The sequence below is a fragment of the Sporomusa aerivorans genome (assembly GCF_041428895.1).
Lineage (GTDB): Bacteria > Bacillota > Negativicutes > Sporomusales > Sporomusaceae > Sporomusa > Sporomusa aerivorans.
In genome coordinates, this window is the sequence record NZ_CP156926.1 from 5873164 (window position 1) to 5893654 (window position 20491).

The following is a 20491-nucleotide window of genomic DNA, read 5'->3' on the forward strand; positions in this document are numbered from 1 at the left end:
AAGTGGAAAAATAAAACAACCAAGTGATTACTTCACTTGGTTGCAGCTAGCGCTGGATCCGGCAAGTACCCGCTAATTAAGAAGCACTCATCAGGATCCAGGTACGTGGAATAGTCAACTACATGCAAAGGATACGTTAAAGCCAGGGTCTGTTCCTTTTCATCCCAAACGGCGGCTGTGTTATATATTTTACCAATATCCTCGATCGCTAAAAACGGCTGTCCCGCCATAATAATAATGGGCGCCGGTTTGCCATGAACATACAGAGTACCGATCTGCGGCTGCCAGGTTACCCGTTCCCCCAGCACGGCGGCTAATGGCAGAGCCGGTACTACCAAGGCATTATTCACACATTGAATATCACCGGATAACAGTTGCCCCCCGAATTTGGCAATAGGCAGTGTTAATTCCAGGCAGTTTTGCTTGTCATTCCACTTTTCCCGTCCGCCAAACAAGGCCGGCAGATATTTAATATCGGTATATACCGTGTTACCCAGTTTCAGTCCGGGAACGGACTGAAACTGCCTGGTCAGAGTCTGCTGCCGTTCATTCCAGGTCACTGAAGTATGCAAACTATCAGCAAGCGCCATCACTGGCACAAGCTTTTCTCCCTGCCAGGATACTGCTCGTTCCGGCCGCAGCATACCGTTTATTTTCAGATTGTGCAGCTGAGCAAAAGCAATCTGCTGTGCAGAGCTATTCTGAATTAAGCCTTTAAGAAAAGTATCATCAACAAGTCCGTCCAGACCGGCGTCTCTTAATCTTTGCCTGACTTGCTTCAACGTCACAGCCTGTCTCCCATATACATCAGGGTAAATGCCAATGGTCGCCTGCCCATTATTGCCCACGCGCACCTTGATTCTTTCGTATTCTACAGTAACAGTTGCGCCATCTTCAACCAGTTCAAACAATTCTTCGACGTCCTCTTCCTGCATCCGGATACAGCCGTTAGAAACTGCTAAACCAATCGACCAGGGTGCATTGGTACCATGAATTCCATATAAGGGAACAAATCCCAGCCACCGGGCGCCCAGCGGGTTATCCGGTCCAGGCGGGATATTATATCCTTTGCCAGGTGGATACCAGGTAGGGTTGACTTCTTTTTCGATAACCGAGTACGTGCCGGTAGGAGTAGGTGTAGAAGGTTTGCCAATTGCGACCGGATATTCTTTAATCAAGGTATCGCCCTTATATAGTTCCAGGGTGCGGCTTGGCAGATTTACGATAATTCGCGATACATCCGGTTGCGCCACAGCCTGTACGCCAATAGGCTGAATTATCATACTAACCCAGAATACTACCAGCCAGACCCATTTGCTCATACCGCCATCTCCTTTATAAGCCAATTGTTCAAGACAATAACTTATATGAACAGAAGGTGGCCGGTATGCCGTGAAAAATTTTGCCGCTGCTGAGCTATTATAAAACAACAGGCAGTGCACTATTGTACACTGCCTGTCGCCTGCTCTTTTAAAATTAAAAACCTAATTCTTCGCCAATAATTATAACCTCAAGATCGGTTACAGCCGGTTTTTTATGCATTACTGTCGTAACATTACAGATCCGGGTCGGTCCCTGACAATCCATGCATTCGCCAGTCACAGTACAGGGATTGGGCCGGCTGAGACGCTTATTATTTATGGGAGCTGCGAACAGTTCAATCCGCTCCATGGCCGCTTCCACATTAGTAACAACCTTATTGATACCGGTAATAACAACTACTTTCTTAGGCCCAAAGATCATGGCGGCTACCCGGTTGCCGGCGCCATCCACATTGACCAGCTCACCTTTTAGCGTGAGGGCGTTGGTGCCTGTTAAAAACACATCACACGTCATCTGTTTGCGGCGCAGCGCCAAGGTTTCTTCCGGAGACAGTCCCGGCTTGTTATGGTTAAATACCGTGTTGCCCCGTTCTTCCAGAAGAGTATCAATGCCAACTTCCTTGATTGTCCATGAGCCGCCGATACCCACCGTGGCGTCAACAGGAATAAGCGCTGACAGCTTGTCTAAAGCTTCCTCTTTGGTATTGACGTAGCTGGCTTTAAAATTATTCTTTTGCAATGCTTCGACAACTCTTGTCCCGATAGTTTGGTTATGCCAGTTTGTAAATTCACTCATCGTAAATCCCCTCTCATAAGATTTTCAGATAGGAGAAACCATATGTATACCAGCCAGCTCAACCATATCTTCCGCTATATACTGGTTATACACAATGTTTATATGTTTGGCATAGGACAAACCATTAAAGCTGCCATTAGCCTGTACCGTTATGGCGGTATTAAGCGCTTCGGCAAATTCGGCTGTAAAAACTACTTCCCGCACCGCCCGGACAATACCGCTGCCAGCCTCAACCAGACTTATGCGCAGCCGGTTGCTGTCAGCCGCCTCCGCCGGAAACATACGAAACTCCCGCGGCACCGTATGCCAGGAATAAGGGGCGTCATTCCAGCTTCCCTTACCAAACCGAAAAAGCAAAAACAGTATAGGCCCATCAATATATATACCCAGTTCGGCAATGCCATGATCGATATTTTCTATTTCCTGAACAGTAATTCCTGCCTTGACAATTACAAGGCAATGACCATCTTTGTCCAAGCGATATAGTACTTTTTCTTCAAGCTTGTCCTCACCGCATTCATACGGCTGGCCAACCTGACCTATGTGCATCGCGTTCCACCACTTTCTACAATGTTCTTCCATTTTATATTATACCATTTACATCACAATCCACCAACCGGCGGAAATCTTGCTTAAATAGGAATAGCGGAGCAAAAAAACCGGTAATTTACAGAATAATTTGCATATTTGTACGAAAAACTATTATAAGTAGTGTTGTGACAGCAACACGCAATATGCTTTCAGGAGGCGATTGTATGCTGCAACGCCAAGTTATAGGCTGTAATAGTTGCGTTGAAAGTTGCTCCTGTGAATTTTCCTCTCAGTATTGTCCAAAAGCTGCTCTGGACCTCAGCCTTGATAGTGATTTAGCTGAAGATCTTACCTTGCAAAAATACCGGGAATACTACCAGCGCTTCGACAGTTAACAACCTATCACAGAGGAGGTAACACCGTGAAAACCAGGATAAAATACGCTCACGGTAAGGGGTTCAGTAAAAACCTTGCCTCAGTGACTGTACTGGCTAGTCCACGCACCAGCCGGGAAATCCAGGAGAACATTCAGAAAGCCCGCCCGGGGCGGTACAGCAACGGACAGGCTCAGCAATTATTTTAGAACCGGCAGCAAGAAAAGACTTGGTTTATTCCAAGTCTTTTCTTGTCCTGATGGAAAGTATAACTTTGCCTGGGGTTAGCAATAATCCAGCCTATTTATCATCAGTTAAGGAATATACTTGGTGATACGGCGGAAATTCCGGCGGCATGCCCGCCGTACCTACAACCGGTTTGTAGGGAAAGATCCTGCGTCCACTGATAGCTGCCACCCGGCAACTAATTTTTTTTACCGCTTCCAAATCAATATTGCACGGCCGGCCGGCTATTGCCGCCAGCGCCGCCACCACTTCCTCCATGGCCGCATTACCGGCCCGTTCACCGATCCCGGCTGCTGTCACACTGGCAAATACCGCGCCCCCCTGCAAGGCGGCCAAGGTATTTGCCGTTGCCAGGCCAAAATCATTATGGGCGTGAAACTCGATGGGCAGAAGGCAGCGCGGCGCCATCTTTTGCATCAGGTCATAGGTAGCAAACGGATCTAGCCGGCCAACGGTATCAGCATAACGAATGCGCACAGCTCCCAGACGGGCGCTGAGTTCGGCCAGCTCCAGAAAATGCTCGTTATCCGCCCGGGAAGCGTCCTCGGCGCCAACCGACACCTGACAGCCATAGCTCTGGGCTAACAGTATTGCAGATTCCAGCTGTTTTAGCACCCATTCCCGGTTTTTCTTCAGTTTCCGGTAGATATGAAGGTCAGAGACAGGCACAGAAATATGCAAAAACTCAAAACCACACGCCACAGAAGCTTCAATGTCTTCAGGAAAAGCTCGATTCCAGGCAAATACAACGGCTTTGAGGCGGGCGTCCACAATAAGCCTGAGCGCTTCCATTTCTTCTTGTCCCATGGCCGGAGTACCGGCTTCAATCCAAGTCACGCCAGCCTGACTTAAGGCAGTGGCAATAGCCAGTTTTTCCATGGCGTTAAAGGCAATGCCCGGAGATTGCTCACCGTCCCGGAGAGTTGTATCAATGATAACTCCTTGTTTGAGTTCTTGCATATTTTTGCTCCTTTCAGCCAGACCGGTAGAGCTGCTGTAATTCTTCATCGGTAACGGCGGCTTTCTTACTGACCGCCAGCGCCCGTACGTCACCGAGCAGACGCTTGGTCTCAGCTTCTTCCAGGCATATGCCCCAGGCGGCAAATTTGGTTCTGAGGGCGGCGCTGCCCGAATGTTTGCCAATAACAAGCTGCCGCTTAAGTCCTACCAGTTCCGGGTCATAGGGTTCATAGATTTCCGGCGCTTTGTTAACACCATCCACATGCAAACCGGATTCATGGGCAAATATTTCCGGGCCAATAACGGCCTTATTTTCCGGCATATTAAGGCCGAGCATATTCAGCACCTGCTGGCATTTACCCGCCAAATCCCGGGGAAATTCTATGTTCATTCCTCCCAGTTGTCTGGCGACCAGCAAGGCTTCTTCCCAGGGAGTACAGCCGCCGACGCCGGCTACCGCAGTTGCCAGACGCCAGACACCTGCTTTCATGGCGGCTAACGTATTGGCTGTTGCCATGCCATAAGCATTACCGGCTCTGAGTTCAACAGGACACTTGAATTTTCTTTGGAAAAAATCCATCTGCTTACAGACAGCAAACGGATCGCCTAAGCCTCTGCCGTCATCACAGATAACGGCAGTAAAATCAAATTTATTAACAACGGCTGCAACCGCCTCTATATCGGCCGCACTACAGCCAAGTAAATCTTCCATTAGCAAGGCTGCCTGCAAACCAAGCTGGCTGGCCTGATTCATAACATCTTCAAGCGCCACGTCAAGCTTGCCGGCTCCGGCAACACGCAAGGCTACCGCAACCTCTGTCAGTCCGGCTTGCCTGGCCAGTTTGAGCCCTGTACCAGCTATGCCGGTAATCCCCCGCAAGGCGAGACAGTTTTGTACTGTCGCCAGGTCTGGCCGGTACCAGTGCCAGTCATCCAGGCAGACATCGGCCTGCTTAATACCCAGCCTGGCGAGCAGATCGGCCAGCTCGGCAAGCTGGCTGCTGGTAAACTGCCACCGGACAGCTGTATTCAATGTCTGGTCGATCCAAATTGGATTACCCATGTCAATCACCCGCAGTTTTGCTTTCTGATTGTCAGCTTAAGACCTTCCGCCATTTTTTCCGCGTGGCAGTCAAGCCGCCCGCACGTCCATTCGGCTTCCAGCCATGGAGGAACGTGACTGCAAAGAACTTCGATTGTATAAAAGTTTTTACTAAGCAAGGGCTGCAAAATCTGTTTGGAAGTAAGACCGTTACCGCTATGCTGAATGTCTTTAAGCGATACTTGGTAACAACCGGGCCCGGTTTCAACAATAGGGAGAGGTACTGCCTTAATTGCCGTCTGTTGCTGAGCAGCCAACTCTTCCTGAATCAAAACATATTCCAAAAATTCTATCGGCTGACCGGCAAATTCCCAAATACTAAAACCAGCCTGCTCCAATTCCCTATATAAAAGCCCAGTTACCGACCGGGCAATAAACACCCGGCAAGTTCCCAAAGACTGAACCATGGCGGCCAGCTGCGGACGAACTCCCGGCATTCCACTGGAATGGTCAAGGCAAAACGGCATCTCGCTTTGCGACTGCCATTTTCCCTGCTGGCGGCGATAAATAACTATTTTTCCCGGCTCTGTCAGGGAGGTCGTTGCACCATCGCCATCAATAAATACTGCTATTTCCCGCGCCATGTTATTTCCTCCTTTGCGCCTAACCGGCCGCAGCCTTTAACTCCAGCTGCTTGACAGTATATAAAATTCCACTCTCCACTGTATAGCAATATTCTACCGACATTATCCCCCTCTTTAACAGCCGTTTTTGCGCCTGATAGCCGATCCGCATGGTAAGTACGGCGTCACAGTCGGCCAGTGCAGCCAGTATAGCTTCCCGCCGGTTGTCTTCGGATTCACACTCAATGTTGCCGGCGCAGTATTTCTCCAGACGGCGTGTTTCTAAGAGTTCATAACGGTTGCCATTAACCTGATAGATTAGGAATTCTTCAGCCTGACCAAAATGCAAATCTACCAGCTTGCCATATTTGCTGGTAACTGCAATTTTGTGATGAGCTACAAAAGGTACTGGTTTGTGCTCAACCGGTTCAACGTGTTGGGCACAGCTTCTAAATTCGTTGGAGCGATCTTCACCCAAAAGTCCAATGGCGTCCGCCCGGCACTGCCGGCAATGGCTCATCTGTTTCAAATCACCGGCACAGGCGGTCCGGACCGCGGTTACATCCCGCATATTGGTTTGCGGCAAACCGGAGAATACACTGCCTGGAGCCGGAATAAACGGCATGATATTGGTCATAGTAGCGCCCAGCTGCTTGACGCGCTTCACTACATCAGGCACGTGCCAGTCATTCACCATTTTGATCATGACGATATTAACTTTAATACTCACGCCATGACCGGACAGATACATAATACCTTCCTGCTGATTGTTAAGCAGAAGCTCAGAACCTTCGGCGCCTGTATAGCGCTTACCCTGATAATTAATACTACCATATATTTGAGCTCCAACCGCCGGGTCAGTACAGTTGACAGTCACGGTTACATGGCGCACGCCAAATTTAACCAGTTCAGGCGCGTATTCAGGTAGTAACAAGCCATTTGTTGACAAACAAATTAACACGCCGGGATCTGCTTTTTTAATGAGTTCTATAGTGCCACGGGTTTCCGGCCAATTGGCCAGAGCATCGCCAGGACCGGCGATCCCAACTACACTTAAATTGGGAATCTCATGCTTCACCCGTTCAAATTTCAGCAGGGCTTCTGCTGGCGACAACACCTCACTGGTTACACCTGGGCGGCTTTCGTTCACACAGTCGAACTTGCGGCTACAGTAATTACAGCTAATATTGCACTTGGGAGCTACCGGCAGATGCATGCGGGCGTATTGGTGCTGGGCATGGGCGGAAAAACAAGGATGTTTATCGGTTAGCACGCTCGACATAGAGCGGCCACCCCCTTTCCTGAAGTTCATTTTGCGGTTCAACAAAATATTTCTCGTACATATTTTTACGGTAATCTTTATATTTGTTTTCAAGCAGCGTGTTGGTAATCCGGTCTAAGAAAAGAGCGGTACCGATATACCCCACCGACAGCAGCCGTTGGCCGCCCACCCGGTCATGAATGGGAAATCCCAGCCGCACCAACGGAATATCATTACGTTCGGTAAGAAACCGCCCGTCTGAATGACCAATCGCAATGTTAGCCTCTCCTGCCAGAGCCTGCTGCTGAACCAAACTAAAATCAGGGTCTGACAACACAACCGTTTCTGCCGTCAGCTCATTTTGGGGTAGCAGCTTAGCTGCCAGGCCCCCCTTATCGCCTGTTACCACAACCGGTCGAACACCATTTTCCAGACAAGTCCTGGTTACGGCGTAAACCAGCTCCGGATCGCCGAAAATAGCGCTGCGGCCGTAAAAATTATATTTATGCGAGTCAATCATGGCGTCTATGAGCCGCCCACGCTCGGTCTCAATATCGACCGGCCGCTTCTTGCCGCTGATGGCCTCCAGCGCCGCCATAAAGACGTCGGTATTTTCAATGCCTATCGGAATGGGCACAGTGTAGAGCGGCACCCCGAAGGTATCGGCAAGATATTTTCCCGGCGAAACACTCCCGGGAACGGTTACTCCCAGTTCAATGGTTGCCCGGGCTCCGCTCATGCGGCAGATGTCGGCGACGGGAGTACCATCCTCCGACAACTTGTTATAGGTGGAAAGATAGGGACGATCCAGCGTATCGGAGATATCCGGGCACATGGTGAACTCGATATCCATGGCCGTGAGCAGGCGTTTAAGCTCGCGGATATCTGCCGGGCTGATATTGGGGACAAAAACATTTACTTTGTTATGACGCTCTGCCTCGGTGGCTAAGGTTTCGACAAGTTTTCTCACCGTCAGCCAGTAACCTTCGCTGTGGCTGCCGCCATAACCAGGCGTATTGGCCGTTATGATAGGAGTGGCCAAATTATTTTCCCGGCGGTAATCGCTGACTATCCTGGCAATGTCCTCGCCGATAGTTTCGGCCAGACAAGTGGTCACAACCCCGATTAAGCCTGGCTGGTACACACGGGTAATGTTGTCAATTGCCTTGCGCAGGTTGGCTTCCCCGCCGTAGACCGTTCCCTTCTCATTTAGGGATGAGGAGCCGACGTCAATCGGCTCATTAAAATGTTCGGCTATGTGCCGCCGCATGTAGGTGCTGCAACCCTGCGAGCCGTGGACAATGACCATAGCCCTTTCAATGCCTTTGAGTGCAAGAATCCCGCCCATCGGCATACACATATGACAGGGATTTTCCATATCAGTCACCTCCTAAGGAAGCAGTATATTTCCAGACCGGGGAACAAACGGTAGAGTACACTTCTTTAGCGAAATTGATGGCTCCGTCATAGCCGCTTAACGGATGTTTGCGATCATGGTTATGGTCAATGAAAGCAATACCCAGCTTGTAGGCCAGCGGTCTTTCCTTTACGCCGCCAACCAGAAGATGCGCCCCCTGGCTGGTCATAAACCGTTCCAGCTCTGCCGGGTTGGCATCATCCAAAATGACAGTGCCGTCAGTAACCAGATCATGAATGATCTCATACTCTTCACGACGTCCGGTCTGAGTACCGATCATACATACTTCAATACCGATTTCGCGGAATTGCTTAATAAGCGAGATGGCTTTAAAGCCACCGCCAACATAGACGGCTGCTCTTTTGCCGGCCAGCTTTTCCCGGTACTTGTTAATGACAGGCATTACCCGGTCTGTCTCCCGGCGGATCAGCACTTCGGCTCTGGCCCTATATTCGCCGCCGCCCATTGCATCAGCAATATCCCGCAGTGATTTGGCTGTATCTTCGACTCCTACGAAAGAAACCTGCGTGTAGGGTATACCGTACAGTTCCTGCAGTTTACCGGCAAGGTAATTCATGGAACCGGCGCACTGGACAATATTTAAAGAAGCCTTAGCCGCGCCCTTAATGGTAGCGCTGGTGGAGTCGCCGGTAAAAACGGTATTTACCTCAATCCCCATTTGCGCAAGGTAATTTTTAATTATCCAGGCCTCGCCTGCCAGATTAAAGTCTCCCAGATAGTTAATCTTCCGGCTGGCCGCCGCTTCGCGCCGGTCAACCGGGTCAATCAACTTTAAAAGCGCCTCACAGGCTGCCCGGTAGCCAGCCGACTTATTACCGATAAAACCACTGGATTCCACCGGTATAACCTCAATGTTGTGACGGCTCGCCGCCGCCTTGCAGACGGCTGAAAGATCGTCGCCAATGACACCGACTATGCAGGTTGAATACACAAAGACCAGTTTGGACTTGTATTGAGCTACAAGTTCATCAATAATTCTGGCCAGTTTCTTTTCACCGCCAAAGATAACGTCCTGTTCACGCAGATCTGTCGAAAAACTGTTGCGGTATAGTTCAGAACCGCTGGACAGGCTGCCGCGGATATCCCAGGTGTAATTGGCGCAGCCAATCGGCCCATGCACCAGATGAATGGCATCGGTGACCGGATTCAAGACAACCCTGGCGCCGCAGTACACGCAGGCCCGCTGACTGACACAGCCGGCAATACTGTCGGCATCACATTTTATGGTGTTTTTACGCCGTCCCTTGGTGGCGATAAAATCGTCCCGTTCGTTAATGGCTGCAGCCGTCTCGCTCATTTGTTTCACCTCCTGCTCTTTGTATGCCCTTCTCGCACAGGCGGTATGCCAAGACAGCACCCGCCGTTTTTTACATAACTAATTCAAAATCTTCGTCAGTGGCATCCCGGTCTGCTCTGTCGAGCAACGCGCCGCTAATACTTTCGATGAGACGCATGGCACCACGGTAACCGACAATGGGCAGGTACGAGTGCACACTGCGATCCAGAACCGGGAAGCCTACTCTTACTAACGGTATATCTTCAGCCCTGGCGATAAATTTGCCATAGGTATTGCCGATTATGAGATCAACCGGTTCATTTTTAATCCATTGGTGGAAGGTGAACAAGTCACCGCCGGCTTTGATGTTAGCCTTGATACCCATGGGTTCGAGCATGGTTTCTATATCTTCTTCAAAGCTGCCCATACCGGAACCGAGGGCACCTCCCGGCGTGCCTGTCAAAACATGAATGGGTTTCATGCCCAGACTTAGTACAAGCTCAGTCAGGCCGGTAACAACATCGGGATCACCGAAAATACCTACCTGCTTGCCGTGGAAATGGAAATGCGTATCGGTCATAATATCGACCAGTTGTCCGCGCTCTTCTTCCAGCTCAGCAGGAACTTCCTGGGCAAAAGCCCGGCGCAAGGACATAAGCATAGCATCAGTGGCTTTAATCCCAATGGGTGTTTTAAGAACAGTGGCCGGTACCTGGCATTTTTTCGACAGCAAATCAGCTGCATCGCTGGAAGCAAAACGCCCCAGTGCCAAAGTAAGCTTGGAATTGCCGCTGTCTTTGATCTGTGCTACAGTCGCTCCGCCCTTGGGATACATGTCAAACTTGCCTGTCATTGGTGAATCCATAACGCCTGAGGTATCAGGGAACATGACAAACTTAATGCCCATAGCTTTTACTATGCGTTTGATTTCCCGCATGTCGCCGGGATTAACAAACCCGGGTATAAGGTTTACCTGCTCTTTTTTAACCGGTGAGGTTGCTTCGGCCAAATAGCTTACCATTCCTTTGGTCATATTGGAAAAACCGGTGATATGAGACCCCTGATAGCTTGGTGTGTTGGCATGAATAACCAGTTTGCCTTCCGGAATCTCAGAGGATTTGATAATACTGGGAATATCATCACCGATTGTCTCGGTCAGGCAGGTGGTGTGCACGGCCATGACATCCGGATTGTAGATGGTAAATACATTTTTGATAGCTGTCTTTAAGTTGGCGCCGCCGCCAAAAACTGAGGCACCTTCAGTAAAACTGGAGGTGGAAGCCATGGCCGGCTCCCGGAAATGCCGGGACAGATGCATCCGGTGAAATGAGCAGCAACCTTGCGAGCCGTGACTGTGCGGCAGGCAGCGATGAATCCCGAGAGCTGCATACATGGCCCCAATAGGCTGACAGGTTTTCGCGGGATTGATTACGCCGCCACTTTTATGTTCTTTTAGTTCTTTTGGTGTGCAGTCCAGCATGTTAGGCCACTCCTTCCTCATTTACAGTACCAGATAACAGTGGTTCATCCTGCCAGGGGGGAACAATAAAGTTCCAAGTGGGTGAAGCAAATCCCATGCTTACATCCCTGGCGAAATTTACCGCACCGTTAAAGCCGGCGTAGGGTCCGCTATAGTCATACGAGTGCAGCTGCTTGGCGGGAATGCCCATTTTTTGAATAACATATTTATCTTTAATCCCGGAAGCAAAAATATCGGGTTTTAAGATTTTAATAAACTCTTCGGTCTCAAAGTGATTGAGGTCGTCGACGATGATACTGCCGTCCTTCATTTCGGGATTCATGCCGGCATAGTAGCTAAGAGGAATTTTCTTTTTAAGCTCCTCCATTTTTTCCGGCGATACCTTGAGACGGAACCTCCGTTCATCGGCAGTCACATGGAGCTCAGGGATATTTTTACTGTCGGCATCGGGTTTGATGGTGGGAATAACCTGACGTCCTTCGTAATCATCCCGGTGGGCAAACTCATAGCCGGCAAGCACGGTCTCAATACCCAGTTCACCAAACAGACCCTGATAGTGGTGACCGCGGGAACCTCCCACAAAGCAGAATGCAGTTTTACCCTCACATATTTTTTTATATTGATCCATAAGCGGCTCAATACGCGCCAATTCCCGGGAAATTACTTCTTCCGTCTTTTGAATAAGAGCTTCGTCACCAAAGTAAGCAGCCATATTCCGGAGCGACTCGCACATGCCGTTCATACCGATAAAGTTAACTTTGAGCCAGGGTGTGCCGTATTTAGTTTCCAGCATTTCAGCAATATAGTTAATGGAACGGTGGCACTGTACCAGGTTAAGCTCAGCGGTATGGGCGTTTTTAAGTTCTGCATAAGAACCGTCACCGGTCATAACCGAGACAATGGTATAGCCGATTTCTTTCAAAGTACGTTCAATTTCCCAGCTGTCGCCGCCAATGTTATATTCGCCTAAAATATTGATAGGATACTTGCCGGGCGCCTCTTCGAGTTCACTGGCACCAATAACCCGGTCCATAAGGATATTATTGGCGATATGGTGGCCGGCTGACTGGCTAACGCCTTTATAGCCTTCGCAGCTAAAAGAAAGTACCGGAATACCGTGCCTTGCCTCGGCTGCTCTGGACACTGCTCCCAAATCGTCGCCAATGAGACCTACCGGGCAAGTGGCGGAAACGGTGATAGCTTTGGGATGGAAGATTTCCACAACCTCGTCAATAACGCGAGCCAGTTTCTTTTCGCCACCAAACACAATATCGCTTTCCTGCATGTCAGTTGAAAAACTATAATTGATAAAGTTCTGGGTAGGATCATCCGATTTAGCCTTATTACGGCGGGTACCCCAGGTATAATATGCACAGCCGATAGGGCCGTGGGTGATATGAACCATGTCTTTCAGCGGGCCAAGCACAACGCCTTTACAGCCTGCGTAGGCACAGCCGCGATTGGTAATGATACCAGGAATGGTCCTTGTATTCGCTTCAATGATTTGGTCTGGTTGCTCTCCGTCCTTGATGAGAATATGCTTCTTGCGGTTTTTCTGGACTTTGGACGGATATTGATCAAGAATTTCCTGTAACTCTTTTTCAGTAACAGCCATGCTGCTTACCCCCTTTACTTCTGCTCTTATACTGCATCTTCGCCGGCTTCGCCGGTACGAACCCGAATAGCGTCAAGCATGGGCATAACAATGATTTTTCCGTCTCCTACTTTATGCTCGGTCCGATTGACAGCCATTATTGCCTCGATAATTTTGGGGACATCTTCATCATGAGCCAGGATGGTGAATAACCGGCGGGGAAACAGCCGGTGACCATCCAAAAAACCGTCGATCAGTGTTTCTGCATCCGGCTCATCGGCTCCGGCCAGCGCCATCATTTTGGCTTTCCGCTCAGCGACAACAGCCGGGTCATCAACCAATGCACCCCGTCCGCTGACCTTAAAGGCGGTAAAGCCGGCTACACCGGCCTCAACCAAGGCTTTCTTGGTGGCACTTGTTTTATTCATACGCACGATGGCGAGAATTTCTTTCATGGTGCAGCCCTCCTTTTACAGTTCTTTCATGCCGCTAGATACGGTATATACTTCTGAAACCGGGCTGACGAAAATCTTGCCGTCACCATAGGCTCCTTTTTCACCTGATTTAGCCGAATCCATAATTACCTTAATGATTTCCTGCTTATATTCGGCCCGTACCGCCATTAACAGGAGGGTTTTAGGAATTTCATCATACACAACGCCGCCGATTTTGATGCCCTTTTGCTTACCCCGGCCAACAACGTCAACAACCGTAACCGCATTAAATCCGGCTTCCGATAATGCCGCCAGCACTTCGTCTTTCTTTTCCGGTCTAATAATAGCTCTGATTAATATCACAATACTCACTCCTTCATTTTCGCTATTGGCTTAGGCAATGGCATCAAGGAAACCGTGCTGCATCATAAGTTCTTCCAGACGGTCCTGGGTCATAGGCTTCGGAATAACAAACATTTTGTTATTATGAATGGCATTGGCCAAAGCGCGGTACTCATTAGCCTGGTTAGCTTCCGGATCAAAGTCGATAACTGTCTTTTTGTTGATTTCAGCGCGTTGTACCAGATTGTCACGCGGTACAAAGTGAATAAGCTGGGAGCCGAGTTCCTCCGCAAAAGCTTGTAGGAGCGGGAGTTCATTGTCAACTTTACGGCTGTTGCAAATGATGCCGCCAAGGCGAACTTTACCGGATGTGGCATATTTTTGAATACCTTTGGCAATGTTGTTGGCTGCATATAAGGCCATCAATTCGCCGGAAGCTACAATATATATTTCTTCGGCTTTACCTTCACGGATCGGCATGGCAAATCCGCCGCAAACAACATCACCGAGTACGTCATAAAATACATAGTCAAGTTCATCAGTATAAGCGCCGAGGGATTCCAGCATGTTAATGGAGGTGATAATGCCACGACCGGCACAACCAACACCTGGCTCCGGACCGCCGGATTCAACGCAACGGGTATTCTTATAGCCTGGTTTCAAAATATCATCAAGTTCGATATCATCGCCTTCATCACGAAGGGTATCAAGTACTGTCTTTTGGCACAAGCCATTCAGTAATAACCGGGTGGAATCAGCCTTCGGATCGCAGCCGACAACCATAATATTGTTCCCAGCCTCAGCCAATGCCGCCACCGTGTTTTGTGTAGTAGTGGATTTGCCAATACCGCCTTTACCATAAATAGCAACCTGTCTCATAAAAATTTCCTCCCTTTTTTTCATGAATGAGATAGTCTGGCTTGCCGGGTTATTGTTGAAAAAAGTTGATTCATCGAATATAATGAAGATAGGCATGTCAATAAACCCTTGCCGCCACTTGGGGAATGCGATTTGCCGACGGCTTCACGAGTATCGCGAGTACACGTGAAGCCATTTATTATAACTCGTAAAATTACTCACCTCCTTAAATGACCCAGAAAAAGACAAGGGCTTACCGCCTTGGTAGATGCGGTAAGCCTCATTGCTTCTAATCCTATTTTGTTAATTAACATGTTTCCCAGATAATGCTCAAATGTCTTAAAAAATACAAAAGCCATGGGCAGAAAGTTCTGCGCCATAGCTTCATTGCTGTAATCATTATCTGATGAAACAACTATAGCACAGATATAAATCTCCCGCAATACCCCGGAATAATTTCAGAAAATTAAGTTTTCCGCAATTTTTATTATCTCATGTTGTTTGTTGCATTCCTCGGAATATCCCGCTATAATTTTAGATAAACTATCAGTCTGTCAATTGGGCATATTGCTGATAACCAAGAATGGAGGCCTAGCCATGGAAACACCGAAAGACGAAGTGCACGAACTACTGGCAGCTATTGTGGCTACTTTGAATAACACCCTTTACGACCTTTCTGCCGAAAATGACAGAGACGGCAAAAAGGTAACCGCCAAACGTCTGGATTTCTCCCGTCAAAAGGTAATGACCGCCTGGGAAACATATAATCAAAAACGCGCCAATAAGTAGAAAAAATCTTTATGGGTATTACACCCATAAAGATTTTTTTATCCTGATAAATAGTATAATTTTTGCCCGTATAAGGACAACATTGGCTTCCACCTTCACCAAGGCTCACACAAGTTTTATTTTCTTTATCTGCTTTCGTCAAAACTGCGCAAGCCGTATTAGCTTTAGATTTTACCAAAAACAATATCCTTAATTACCTCACCGGCAATAATCAGGCCGGCAACCGAGGGTACAAAGGCGATACTGCCGGGAATCTGCCGGCGTGCCGTGCATTTGCGCGTAGTTCCCTGCGGGCACACACAATTGACACTGCAACTTGAATTCTCAGTTTCTACAGGCGTGAGCGGCTCTTCCCTGGAATAAACGACCTTAAGCGAAGTTACGCCGCGCTTGCGCAGCTCTTGGCGCATCACTTTAGCCAGGGGACACACCGAAGTGCTGAAAATATCGGCAACCTCAAATCGGGTCGGATCCAGTTTGTTGCCGGCTCCCATCGCCGAAATGACGGGGATATTCCTGGCTTTGGCCTTTAGTATCAGGTCAAGCTTGGCGGTTACTGTATCGATGGCATCGACAATATACGTATAGTCATCGGCAATTAATCCCTCAGCGTTATCAGGCATGTAAAACGCCTGGAAAATGGTTACCTCCGCCTTTGGATTAATTTCCAGAATGCGGTCCCGCATGACCTCAACCTTAGGCTTGCCGATTGTCTTCCTGGTAGCATGCAGCTGCCGGTTAATATTTGTCAGGCAGATACAATCATCATCCACCAGGACAAACTTGCCAATCCCCGAACGCACCAAACCTTCCACTACAAACGTACCTACGCCACCGATGCCAAAAACAGCCACTTTGCTTTGTGCCAGCTTTTTCAGGCCCGTTTCGCCTATTAACAGTTCCGTCCGGGAAAATTCATGCAGCATATTTTCACCTTTACCTTTAATCATTTTTGTCTGTTGCAATAACATAGTTTAACAAAATTCCCCAGAACCGTCAATAAGTCGTCTCCCTACTTGCGGGAAACGCGCGGTCTAATTACTTTACCGCACTTTGGACAAATATGATTGCCTTCCTGATCAACCGCCATAACGGCTCCACACTGAATATGCACTAGCATTTTGCCACCTCCTTAATTAGTACCGCATTAAACAGTATATGAAGCTGGCAAAAATTTAGACCCTGCTATTTAAAGAAAAAACAAACTTGCTCTCTTTCATATAGTGCATTAAAAAACAGCCAAACCTGGGTTACCAGGTTTGGCTGCTGTCTATTCACCGCAAGATTTGCGCCTGATTAACTCGGGCTCAAACATAATGGTAGCCGGCTTTTTCGGCGGCCGTCCTGCTGTAAGGCGTTTTATCAGCAGTGTGGCCGCCTTATTTCCCATTTCGTATACCGGTTGGGCTACAACGGTCACCGGGGGTTCAATAAGCTCAGCCCATTCCCAGTCATCAAACCCCAGCACAGCAACATCGGCTGGAACAGCCAGGCCAAGTTTTTTGAGCACCTTAACCACCGACATGGTAATCAGGTTATTAGCGCAAAAAATACCTGTCGGCTTGCCGGCCTTGTCGCCAAGCGCCAATATATGCTGTAGCTTGGCTGTAATGGAAACCTCCTCTATATCTGTCTGCACCAGCCATTCTTCCCTGAAATCCAGCCCATGTTCGGCTACTGCGGCCTGATAGGCCTGCACCCGCTCCAGCCGTGGACTGACATGGTCATATGGCAGAGTAAACATGGCAATCCGCCGGTGACCCAGGCTAACCATATGATCTATAGCCTGGCGTACGCCTTTGGCGCTGTCAACCGTCACGGTATCAACCTGAATCTCAGGCACCTTCCGGTCAATAAGAACAACTGGCGTATTCCGGTTAACCTGCGCAATCAAATCATTATTGCAGCCTGTTGTATTGATAATCAGGCCATCAATTTGCTTATCCGCCAACATCGTAATATAATCGCGTTCTTTAGCCGGGTCATCGTCGGCATTACACAAAATCAGGTTAAAACCGGCAGCCTTCAGCGTGTCTTCAATACCTCTGATAATACTGGTAGAAAAAGGGTTGAGGATATTGGCCACAATGGCGCCTACCGTATAGGTGCGCTTTTGCTTGAGGCTGCGGGCCAATGCGTTAGGCCTGTAATCCAGTTCGGCAATAACCTGGGAGATTCGTTCCCGGGTATCAGCCCCCATGTGGTCATATAGGCCGTTTAGATATCTGGATATTGTGCTCTTGGAAACACCGGCTTTTCTGGCAACCTCAGCAATCGTGACAGGCATAGGCTTAGCGCTGTACGCGTCCTGAACCATCGCCACCCATCAACGCTTTGACTTCGCTGACAGATACGTGGTTATGGTCGCCCTCAATGGTGTGTTTGAGGCAGGAAGCAGCTACCGCGAATTCCAGCGCATCGGCGTTGGAATAATTATTCATCATCGCGTAAATCAAACCGCCGCCAAAGGAATCACCGCCGCCCACGCGGTCTATAATGTGAATGGCATAGTTGCGGGAGAAATAAAACTCGCCGTCTTTGTAAAGCATGGCCGCCCAATTGTTATCAGAAGCGGAAATACTGCCGCGCAGGGTAATGGCAACTGCCTTAAAGCCAAAACGTTCTTTAAGCTGTTTTGCCACATCCTTATAGCCTTCGTGACTGAGTTTGCCGCCGGTAATGTCAGTATTGGCCGCATGAATTCCGAATACTTTTTCCGCATCCTCTTCATTAGCAATACAAACGTCAACATAGGGCATAAACTGAGCCATCACTTTACCGGATTTTTCACTGGTCCACAAATTTTTGCGGAAATTAAGGTCGCAGCTTACGGTCAGACCGGCTTCTTTGGCTGCTTTGCAAGCGTCCAGCACGCACTCGGCTACACTGTCGCCCAGAGCGGGGGTAATGCCGGTAAAATGGAACCAGGTGGCTCCTGCAAAGATTTTCTTCCAGTCAAAATCTTCTTTTTTAGCCGCAGAAATAGCCGAATGGGCACGGTCATACACTACTTTCGAAGGCCGCTGGGAAGCACCCTTTTCACAGAAGTAAATACCCAGCCGTTCCCCTTCCCGGATCATATGACGGGTATCCACGCCATAGCGGCGCATCTCATTAACGGCCGCCTGGCCAATGGGATTATTCGGAACCTTGGTTACAAATACAGCCTCTTCCCCATAGTTGGCCAAAGATACACATACATTGGCCTCGCCGCCGCCGTATACAGCTTCAAAGCTGGGAGTCTGTTCAAAACGCTGGTATCCTACCGGGGCCAAACGAAGCATAATTTCACCAAAGCATACTACTTTTTTCACCGATTATACACCTCTTATATTTTAATTAATAATTACTTACCGCGGGCCTGACGCACCTTTTCAATAAACTGTTTGCCGATTTCAGTGATGGACTCGTAGTCGCCCTTCTTGGCGCCGGCGGTCAAATTGCCGCCCACACCGACTGCCACACAGCCGGCTTTGATCCAGTCGGCTACATTATCCAGGCTGACACCGCCTGTCGGCATAACCGGAGCCTGCGGCAGCGGACCTTTAAGCGCCTTCACGAACGAAGCCCCCAACGCTTCACCAGGGAACAATTTAATAATGTCGGTACCGGCCTCCATGGCTTCGACCACTTCTTTGATAGTCATGCAGCCAGCCATGATGGGCACTTGATAACGGTTGCACAATTTTACGGTTTCGGCGTTGAACGAGGGACTGACAATATACTGTGCGCCAGCTAAAATGGCAACACGGGCGGTTTCAGAGTCCAGCACAGTGCCGGCGCCAATAATAATCTCGCCGTTTTTATACGTTGCGGCGAGATCCTTGATTACATCGGCAGCACCAGGTACGGTAAAGGTAATCTCAATAGCCGCTACGCCGCCTTTGAGGCAGGCATCGGCAATTTTAACAGCCTGCTCCGAGCTTTCCGCCCGGACAACTGCGACAACACCGGAATCCATAATCTTTTGCAAAACATTTAATTTTGGTATCATTCTTATCATCCTCTCCTTTGTAAACCGATTTAGGAAACCGGTTTACAAGCTTTCTAAATGCTTATATTAGCTATTTTTCTTAATATTCCTGCTTTACTAAGCATAAAAATATTAATTATTTAGCAACGCTTCCGCAGACTGCTTCCCGATCCTGGCGCCTACGATAAAAAGCGGTCAAGATGCCCAGACGGTTGGCTGTAGAAGGTTTCAGCACCACACAATTTAAGCTTAAGGTAGTTTTTCCCGATATATAGGATACTAGTACATTTAATCCAAATTGACCGAACATTTCCTCGGCAGGTAAAAAATTTATAAGAAGTACAGGAGGCATATATTATGGATATTGCCGCACTTGCCACCGGACTCTCACAGGGACAGCTTTGTAATACTGCCAGTATTCTGGTCATGAAAAAAGTCATGGATACAAGCGCCGAGCAAAGTCAGGACTTGCTGCAGCTCATGTCTACTATAGCTCCCCCTGCGTCGCCGGCTCATCTAGGCAACAACATTGACATATCTGTCTAAAACGCTATTGTGGAGGAGTTATGAACAAAGTTTATGCGCTAATTGGTCCGCCAGCTTCGGGAAAAACCAGCATCTTAAGGGAGCTTGCCCAGTATGGCGTGCCGGAGATAGTCAGCCACACTACCAGGAAACCGAGACTTGGCGAAATACACGGTGTTCATTATTATTTTGTCGGCAAAGAAGACTTTCAGAAAAATGAATTGATCGAACGGGTGGAATACTCCGGCAACCTGTACGGACTAAGTAAAGCCGAAGTACTTGATAAAGTAAAAAAACATCCGGTTAGCACAGTAGCCGTTGAAACACAGGGACTTACCCAACTCAAAAAACTCTTAGCCGACCGGGTTGAATCTATTTTCATTATGGTGGATCAGGATACCGTGGTCGGCCGCATGCTGGAGCGCGGTGACGATAACGATCTAATCAACCGCAGGATTGAATATGCCAAAACTACCGGTGAATTTAACAACTGGCAATCGGCTAATTATGTCGTAAAAAATGATGGTTCACTGGAAGTTGCCGTACGACAGGTACTAGCTATTATTGGCAAAGCGGCTCTGCCGCCAAAGATTGACTGAGAGCAATGTGAAAAGACCGCCAGGTATC

General features: G+C 48.6%; 23 protein-coding genes. 5 read left to right on the forward strand and 18 right to left on the reverse strand.

What is annotated here, in order from left to right; all coding sequences use genetic code 11:
- Window positions 1-32 precede the first annotated feature (32 nt).
- From SATMO3_RS27860 to SATMO3_RS27870, 3 genes are all read right to left on the reverse strand, one after another.
- A complete protein-coding gene (locus tag SATMO3_RS27860) occupies window positions 33-1322 on the reverse strand; it encodes a L,D-transpeptidase (protein WP_371374057.1) in 1290 nt (429 codons plus the stop codon).
- 154 nt (window positions 1323-1476) lie between these two features.
- Entirely contained in the window at window positions 1477-2118 is a 642-nt protein-coding gene (locus SATMO3_RS27865; RefSeq protein ID WP_371374060.1) for a lactate utilization protein, read from the reverse strand.
- A 24-nt stretch (window positions 2119-2142) separates the two neighbouring features.
- The gene (locus SATMO3_RS27870; RefSeq protein WP_371374063.1) at window positions 2143-2667 is read right to left on the reverse strand and encodes a hypothetical protein; all 525 of its coding nucleotides are present in this window, start codon (window positions 2665-2667) and stop codon (window positions 2143-2145) included.
- 206 nt (window positions 2668-2873) lie between these two features.
- Between SATMO3_RS27870 and SATMO3_RS27875 the strand changes: the two genes are divergently transcribed.
- Window positions 2874-3044 carry a hypothetical protein gene (locus tag SATMO3_RS27875; RefSeq protein ID WP_371374065.1) on the forward strand — a complete coding sequence of 57 codons (171 nt, stop codon included), beginning with the start codon at window positions 2874-2876 and terminating at the stop codon, window positions 3042-3044.
- 26 nt (window positions 3045-3070) lie between these two features.
- A complete protein-coding gene (locus tag SATMO3_RS27880) occupies window positions 3071-3232 on the forward strand; it encodes a hypothetical protein (RefSeq protein ID WP_371374067.1) in 162 nt (53 codons plus the stop codon).
- Window positions 3233-3323: 91 nt separating this feature from the next.
- Here SATMO3_RS27880 and SATMO3_RS27885 read toward each other — a convergent pair whose 3' ends face one another.
- From SATMO3_RS27885 to nifH, 11 genes are all read right to left on the reverse strand, one after another.
- On the reverse strand, window positions 3324-4229 hold the full coding sequence (locus tag SATMO3_RS27885) for a homocitrate synthase (protein WP_371374070.1): 906 nt from the start codon (window positions 4227-4229) through the stop codon (window positions 3324-3326).
- Window positions 4230-4242: 13 nt separating this feature from the next.
- On the reverse strand, window positions 4243-5292 hold the full coding sequence (locus tag SATMO3_RS27890; RefSeq protein WP_371374073.1) for a hypothetical protein: 1050 nt from the start codon (window positions 5290-5292) through the stop codon (window positions 4243-4245).
- A 5-nt stretch (window positions 5293-5297) separates the two neighbouring features.
- Complete coding sequence (locus tag SATMO3_RS27895; RefSeq protein ID WP_371374076.1) at window positions 5298-5915, reverse strand: Fe-only nitrogenase accessory AnfO family protein; 618 nt, start codon at window positions 5913-5915, stop codon at window positions 5298-5300.
- 19 nt (window positions 5916-5934) lie between these two features.
- Window positions 5935-7176, reverse strand: a complete 1242-nt coding sequence (gene nifB / locus SATMO3_RS27900) for a nitrogenase cofactor biosynthesis protein NifB (RefSeq protein WP_371374079.1) — start codon at window positions 7174-7176, stop codon at window positions 5935-5937.
- Window positions 7154-8533: a nitrogenase component 1 gene (locus tag SATMO3_RS27905; RefSeq protein ID WP_371374081.1), complete on the reverse strand. Its 1380-nt coding sequence runs from the start codon at window positions 8531-8533 to the stop codon at window positions 7154-7156. The genes nifB and SATMO3_RS27905 overlap by 23 nt, the downstream gene beginning before the upstream one ends.
- Window position 8534: 1 nt before the next feature.
- Window positions 8535-9890 (reverse strand): nitrogenase iron-molybdenum cofactor biosynthesis protein NifE, encoded by a 1356-nt coding sequence (gene nifE, locus SATMO3_RS27910; protein ID WP_371374084.1) that lies wholly within the window; start codon window positions 9888-9890, stop codon window positions 8535-8537.
- Window positions 9891-9960: 70 nt separating this feature from the next.
- Window positions 9961-11349, reverse strand: coding sequence for a nitrogenase molybdenum-iron protein subunit beta (gene nifK, locus SATMO3_RS27915; protein ID WP_371374087.1), 1389 nt, complete (start codon window positions 11347-11349; stop codon window positions 9961-9963).
- Between the two features lies 1 nt (window position 11350).
- On the reverse strand, window positions 11351-12964 hold the full coding sequence (gene nifD / locus SATMO3_RS27920) for a nitrogenase molybdenum-iron protein alpha chain (RefSeq protein ID WP_371374090.1): 1614 nt from the start codon (window positions 12962-12964) through the stop codon (window positions 11351-11353).
- Between the two features lie 26 nt (window positions 12965-12990).
- The gene (locus tag SATMO3_RS27925) at window positions 12991-13398 is read right to left on the reverse strand and encodes a P-II family nitrogen regulator (RefSeq protein ID WP_371374093.1); all 408 of its coding nucleotides are present in this window, start codon (window positions 13396-13398) and stop codon (window positions 12991-12993) included.
- 15 nt (window positions 13399-13413) lie between these two features.
- Window positions 13414-13740: a P-II family nitrogen regulator gene (locus SATMO3_RS27930; protein WP_371374095.1), complete on the reverse strand. Its 327-nt coding sequence runs from the start codon at window positions 13738-13740 to the stop codon at window positions 13414-13416.
- Between the two features lie 30 nt (window positions 13741-13770).
- On the reverse strand, window positions 13771-14598 hold the full coding sequence (gene nifH, locus SATMO3_RS27935) for a nitrogenase iron protein (protein WP_371374097.1): 828 nt from the start codon (window positions 14596-14598) through the stop codon (window positions 13771-13773).
- A gap of 576 nt (window positions 14599-15174) precedes the next feature.
- On the opposite strand from nifH, the gene SATMO3_RS27940 reads away from it, so the two are divergent.
- A complete protein-coding gene (locus tag SATMO3_RS27940; protein WP_371374100.1) occupies window positions 15175-15366 on the forward strand; it encodes a hypothetical protein in 192 nt (63 codons plus the stop codon).
- 164 nt (window positions 15367-15530) lie between these two features.
- Here the strand turns inward: SATMO3_RS27940 and SATMO3_RS27945 are convergent, their stop codons facing one another.
- The 4 genes from SATMO3_RS27945 to SATMO3_RS27960 all read right to left on the reverse strand — a co-directional run bounded on the left by SATMO3_RS27945 (window position 15531) and on the right by SATMO3_RS27960 (window position 19360).
- Window positions 15531-16292, reverse strand: a complete 762-nt coding sequence (locus tag SATMO3_RS27945; RefSeq protein WP_371381813.1) for a ThiF family adenylyltransferase — start codon at window positions 16290-16292, stop codon at window positions 15531-15533.
- A 344-nt stretch (window positions 16293-16636) separates the two neighbouring features.
- Entirely contained in the window at window positions 16637-17683 is a 1047-nt protein-coding gene (locus SATMO3_RS27950; protein WP_371381814.1) for a LacI family DNA-binding transcriptional regulator, read from the reverse strand.
- Window positions 17658-18680 (reverse strand): PfkB family carbohydrate kinase, encoded by a 1023-nt coding sequence (locus tag SATMO3_RS27955; RefSeq protein WP_371374102.1) that lies wholly within the window; start codon window positions 18678-18680, stop codon window positions 17658-17660. The genes SATMO3_RS27950 and SATMO3_RS27955 overlap by 26 nt, the downstream gene beginning before the upstream one ends.
- Window positions 18681-18712: 32 nt before the next feature.
- Window positions 18713-19360, reverse strand: a complete 648-nt coding sequence (locus SATMO3_RS27960; RefSeq protein WP_371374104.1) for a bifunctional 4-hydroxy-2-oxoglutarate aldolase/2-dehydro-3-deoxy-phosphogluconate aldolase — start codon at window positions 19358-19360, stop codon at window positions 18713-18715.
- Window positions 19361-19696: 336 nt separating this feature from the next.
- Here SATMO3_RS27960 and SATMO3_RS27965 point away from each other — a divergent pair, with 336 nt between their 5' ends.
- Together SATMO3_RS27965 and SATMO3_RS27970 are read left to right on the forward strand one after the other, a co-directional pair.
- Entirely contained in the window at window positions 19697-19885 is a 189-nt protein-coding gene (locus tag SATMO3_RS27965; RefSeq protein ID WP_371374106.1) for a YjfB family protein, read from the forward strand.
- A gap of 20 nt (window positions 19886-19905) precedes the next feature.
- The gene (locus SATMO3_RS27970; RefSeq protein ID WP_371374109.1) at window positions 19906-20463 is read left to right on the forward strand and encodes a guanylate kinase; all 558 of its coding nucleotides are present in this window, start codon (window positions 19906-19908) and stop codon (window positions 20461-20463) included.
- The last annotated feature ends 28 nt before the right edge of the window (window positions 20464-20491 follow it).

What these genes read in the sequence shown, in the direction of transcription:
- nifE (WP_371374084.1), bottom strand. Translation starts at nt 9,890, where the DNA reads ATGAGCGAGACGGCTGCAGCCATTAACGAACGGGACGATTTTATCGCC.
- SATMO3_RS27885 (WP_371374070.1), bottom strand. Translation starts at nt 4,229, where the DNA reads ATGCAAGAACTCAAACAAGGAGTTATCATTGATACAACTCTCCGGGAC.
- nifK (WP_371374087.1), bottom strand. Translation starts at nt 11,349, where the DNA reads ATGCTGGACTGCACACCAAAAGAACTAAAAGAACATAAAAGTGGCGGC.
- nifB (WP_371374079.1), bottom strand. Translation starts at nt 7,176, where the DNA reads ATGTCGAGCGTGCTAACCGATAAACATCCTTGTTTTTCCGCCCATGCC.
- SATMO3_RS27895 (WP_371374076.1), bottom strand. Translation starts at nt 5,915, where the DNA reads ATGGCGCGGGAAATAGCAGTATTTATTGATGGCGATGGTGCAACGACC.
- SATMO3_RS27960 (WP_371374104.1), bottom strand. Translation starts at nt 19,360, where the DNA reads ATGATACCAAAATTAAATGTTTTGCAAAAGATTATGGATTCCGGTGTT.
- nifH (WP_371374097.1), bottom strand. Translation starts at nt 14,598, where the DNA reads ATGAGACAGGTTGCTATTTATGGTAAAGGCGGTATTGGCAAATCCACT.
- SATMO3_RS27865 (WP_371374060.1), bottom strand. Translation starts at nt 2,118, where the DNA reads ATGAGTGAATTTACAAACTGGCATAACCAAACTATCGGGACAAGAGTT.
- SATMO3_RS27925 (WP_371374093.1), bottom strand. Translation starts at nt 13,398, where the DNA reads ATGAAAGAAATTCTCGCCATCGTGCGTATGAATAAAACAAGTGCCACC.
- nifD (WP_371374090.1), bottom strand. Translation starts at nt 12,964, where the DNA reads ATGGCTGTTACTGAAAAAGAGTTACAGGAAATTCTTGATCAATATCCG.
- SATMO3_RS27940 (WP_371374100.1), top strand. Translation starts at nt 15,175, where the DNA reads ATGGAAACACCGAAAGACGAAGTGCACGAACTACTGGCAGCTATTGTG.
- SATMO3_RS27870 (WP_371374063.1), bottom strand. Translation starts at nt 2,667, where the DNA reads ATGCACATAGGTCAGGTTGGCCAGCCGTATGAATGCGGTGAGGACAAG.
- SATMO3_RS27950 (WP_371381814.1), bottom strand. Translation starts at nt 17,683, where the DNA reads ATGGTTCAGGACGCGTACAGCGCTAAGCCTATGCCTGTCACGATTGCT.
- SATMO3_RS27890 (WP_371374073.1), bottom strand. Translation starts at nt 5,292, where the DNA reads ATGGGTAATCCAATTTGGATCGACCAGACATTGAATACAGCTGTCCGG.
- SATMO3_RS27965 (WP_371374106.1), top strand. Translation starts at nt 19,697, where the DNA reads ATGGATATTGCCGCACTTGCCACCGGACTCTCACAGGGACAGCTTTGT.
- SATMO3_RS27970 (WP_371374109.1), top strand. Translation starts at nt 19,906, where the DNA reads ATGAACAAAGTTTATGCGCTAATTGGTCCGCCAGCTTCGGGAAAAACC.
- SATMO3_RS27875 (WP_371374065.1), top strand. Translation starts at nt 2,874, where the DNA reads ATGCTGCAACGCCAAGTTATAGGCTGTAATAGTTGCGTTGAAAGTTGC.
- SATMO3_RS27860 (WP_371374057.1), bottom strand. Translation starts at nt 1,322, where the DNA reads ATGAGCAAATGGGTCTGGCTGGTAGTATTCTGGGTTAGTATGATAATT.
- SATMO3_RS27905 (WP_371374081.1), bottom strand. Translation starts at nt 8,533, where the DNA reads ATGGAAAATCCCTGTCATATGTGTATGCCGATGGGCGGGATTCTTGCA.
- SATMO3_RS27945 (WP_371381813.1), bottom strand. Translation starts at nt 16,292, where the DNA reads ATGCTGCATGAATTTTCCCGGACGGAACTGTTAATAGGCGAAACGGGC.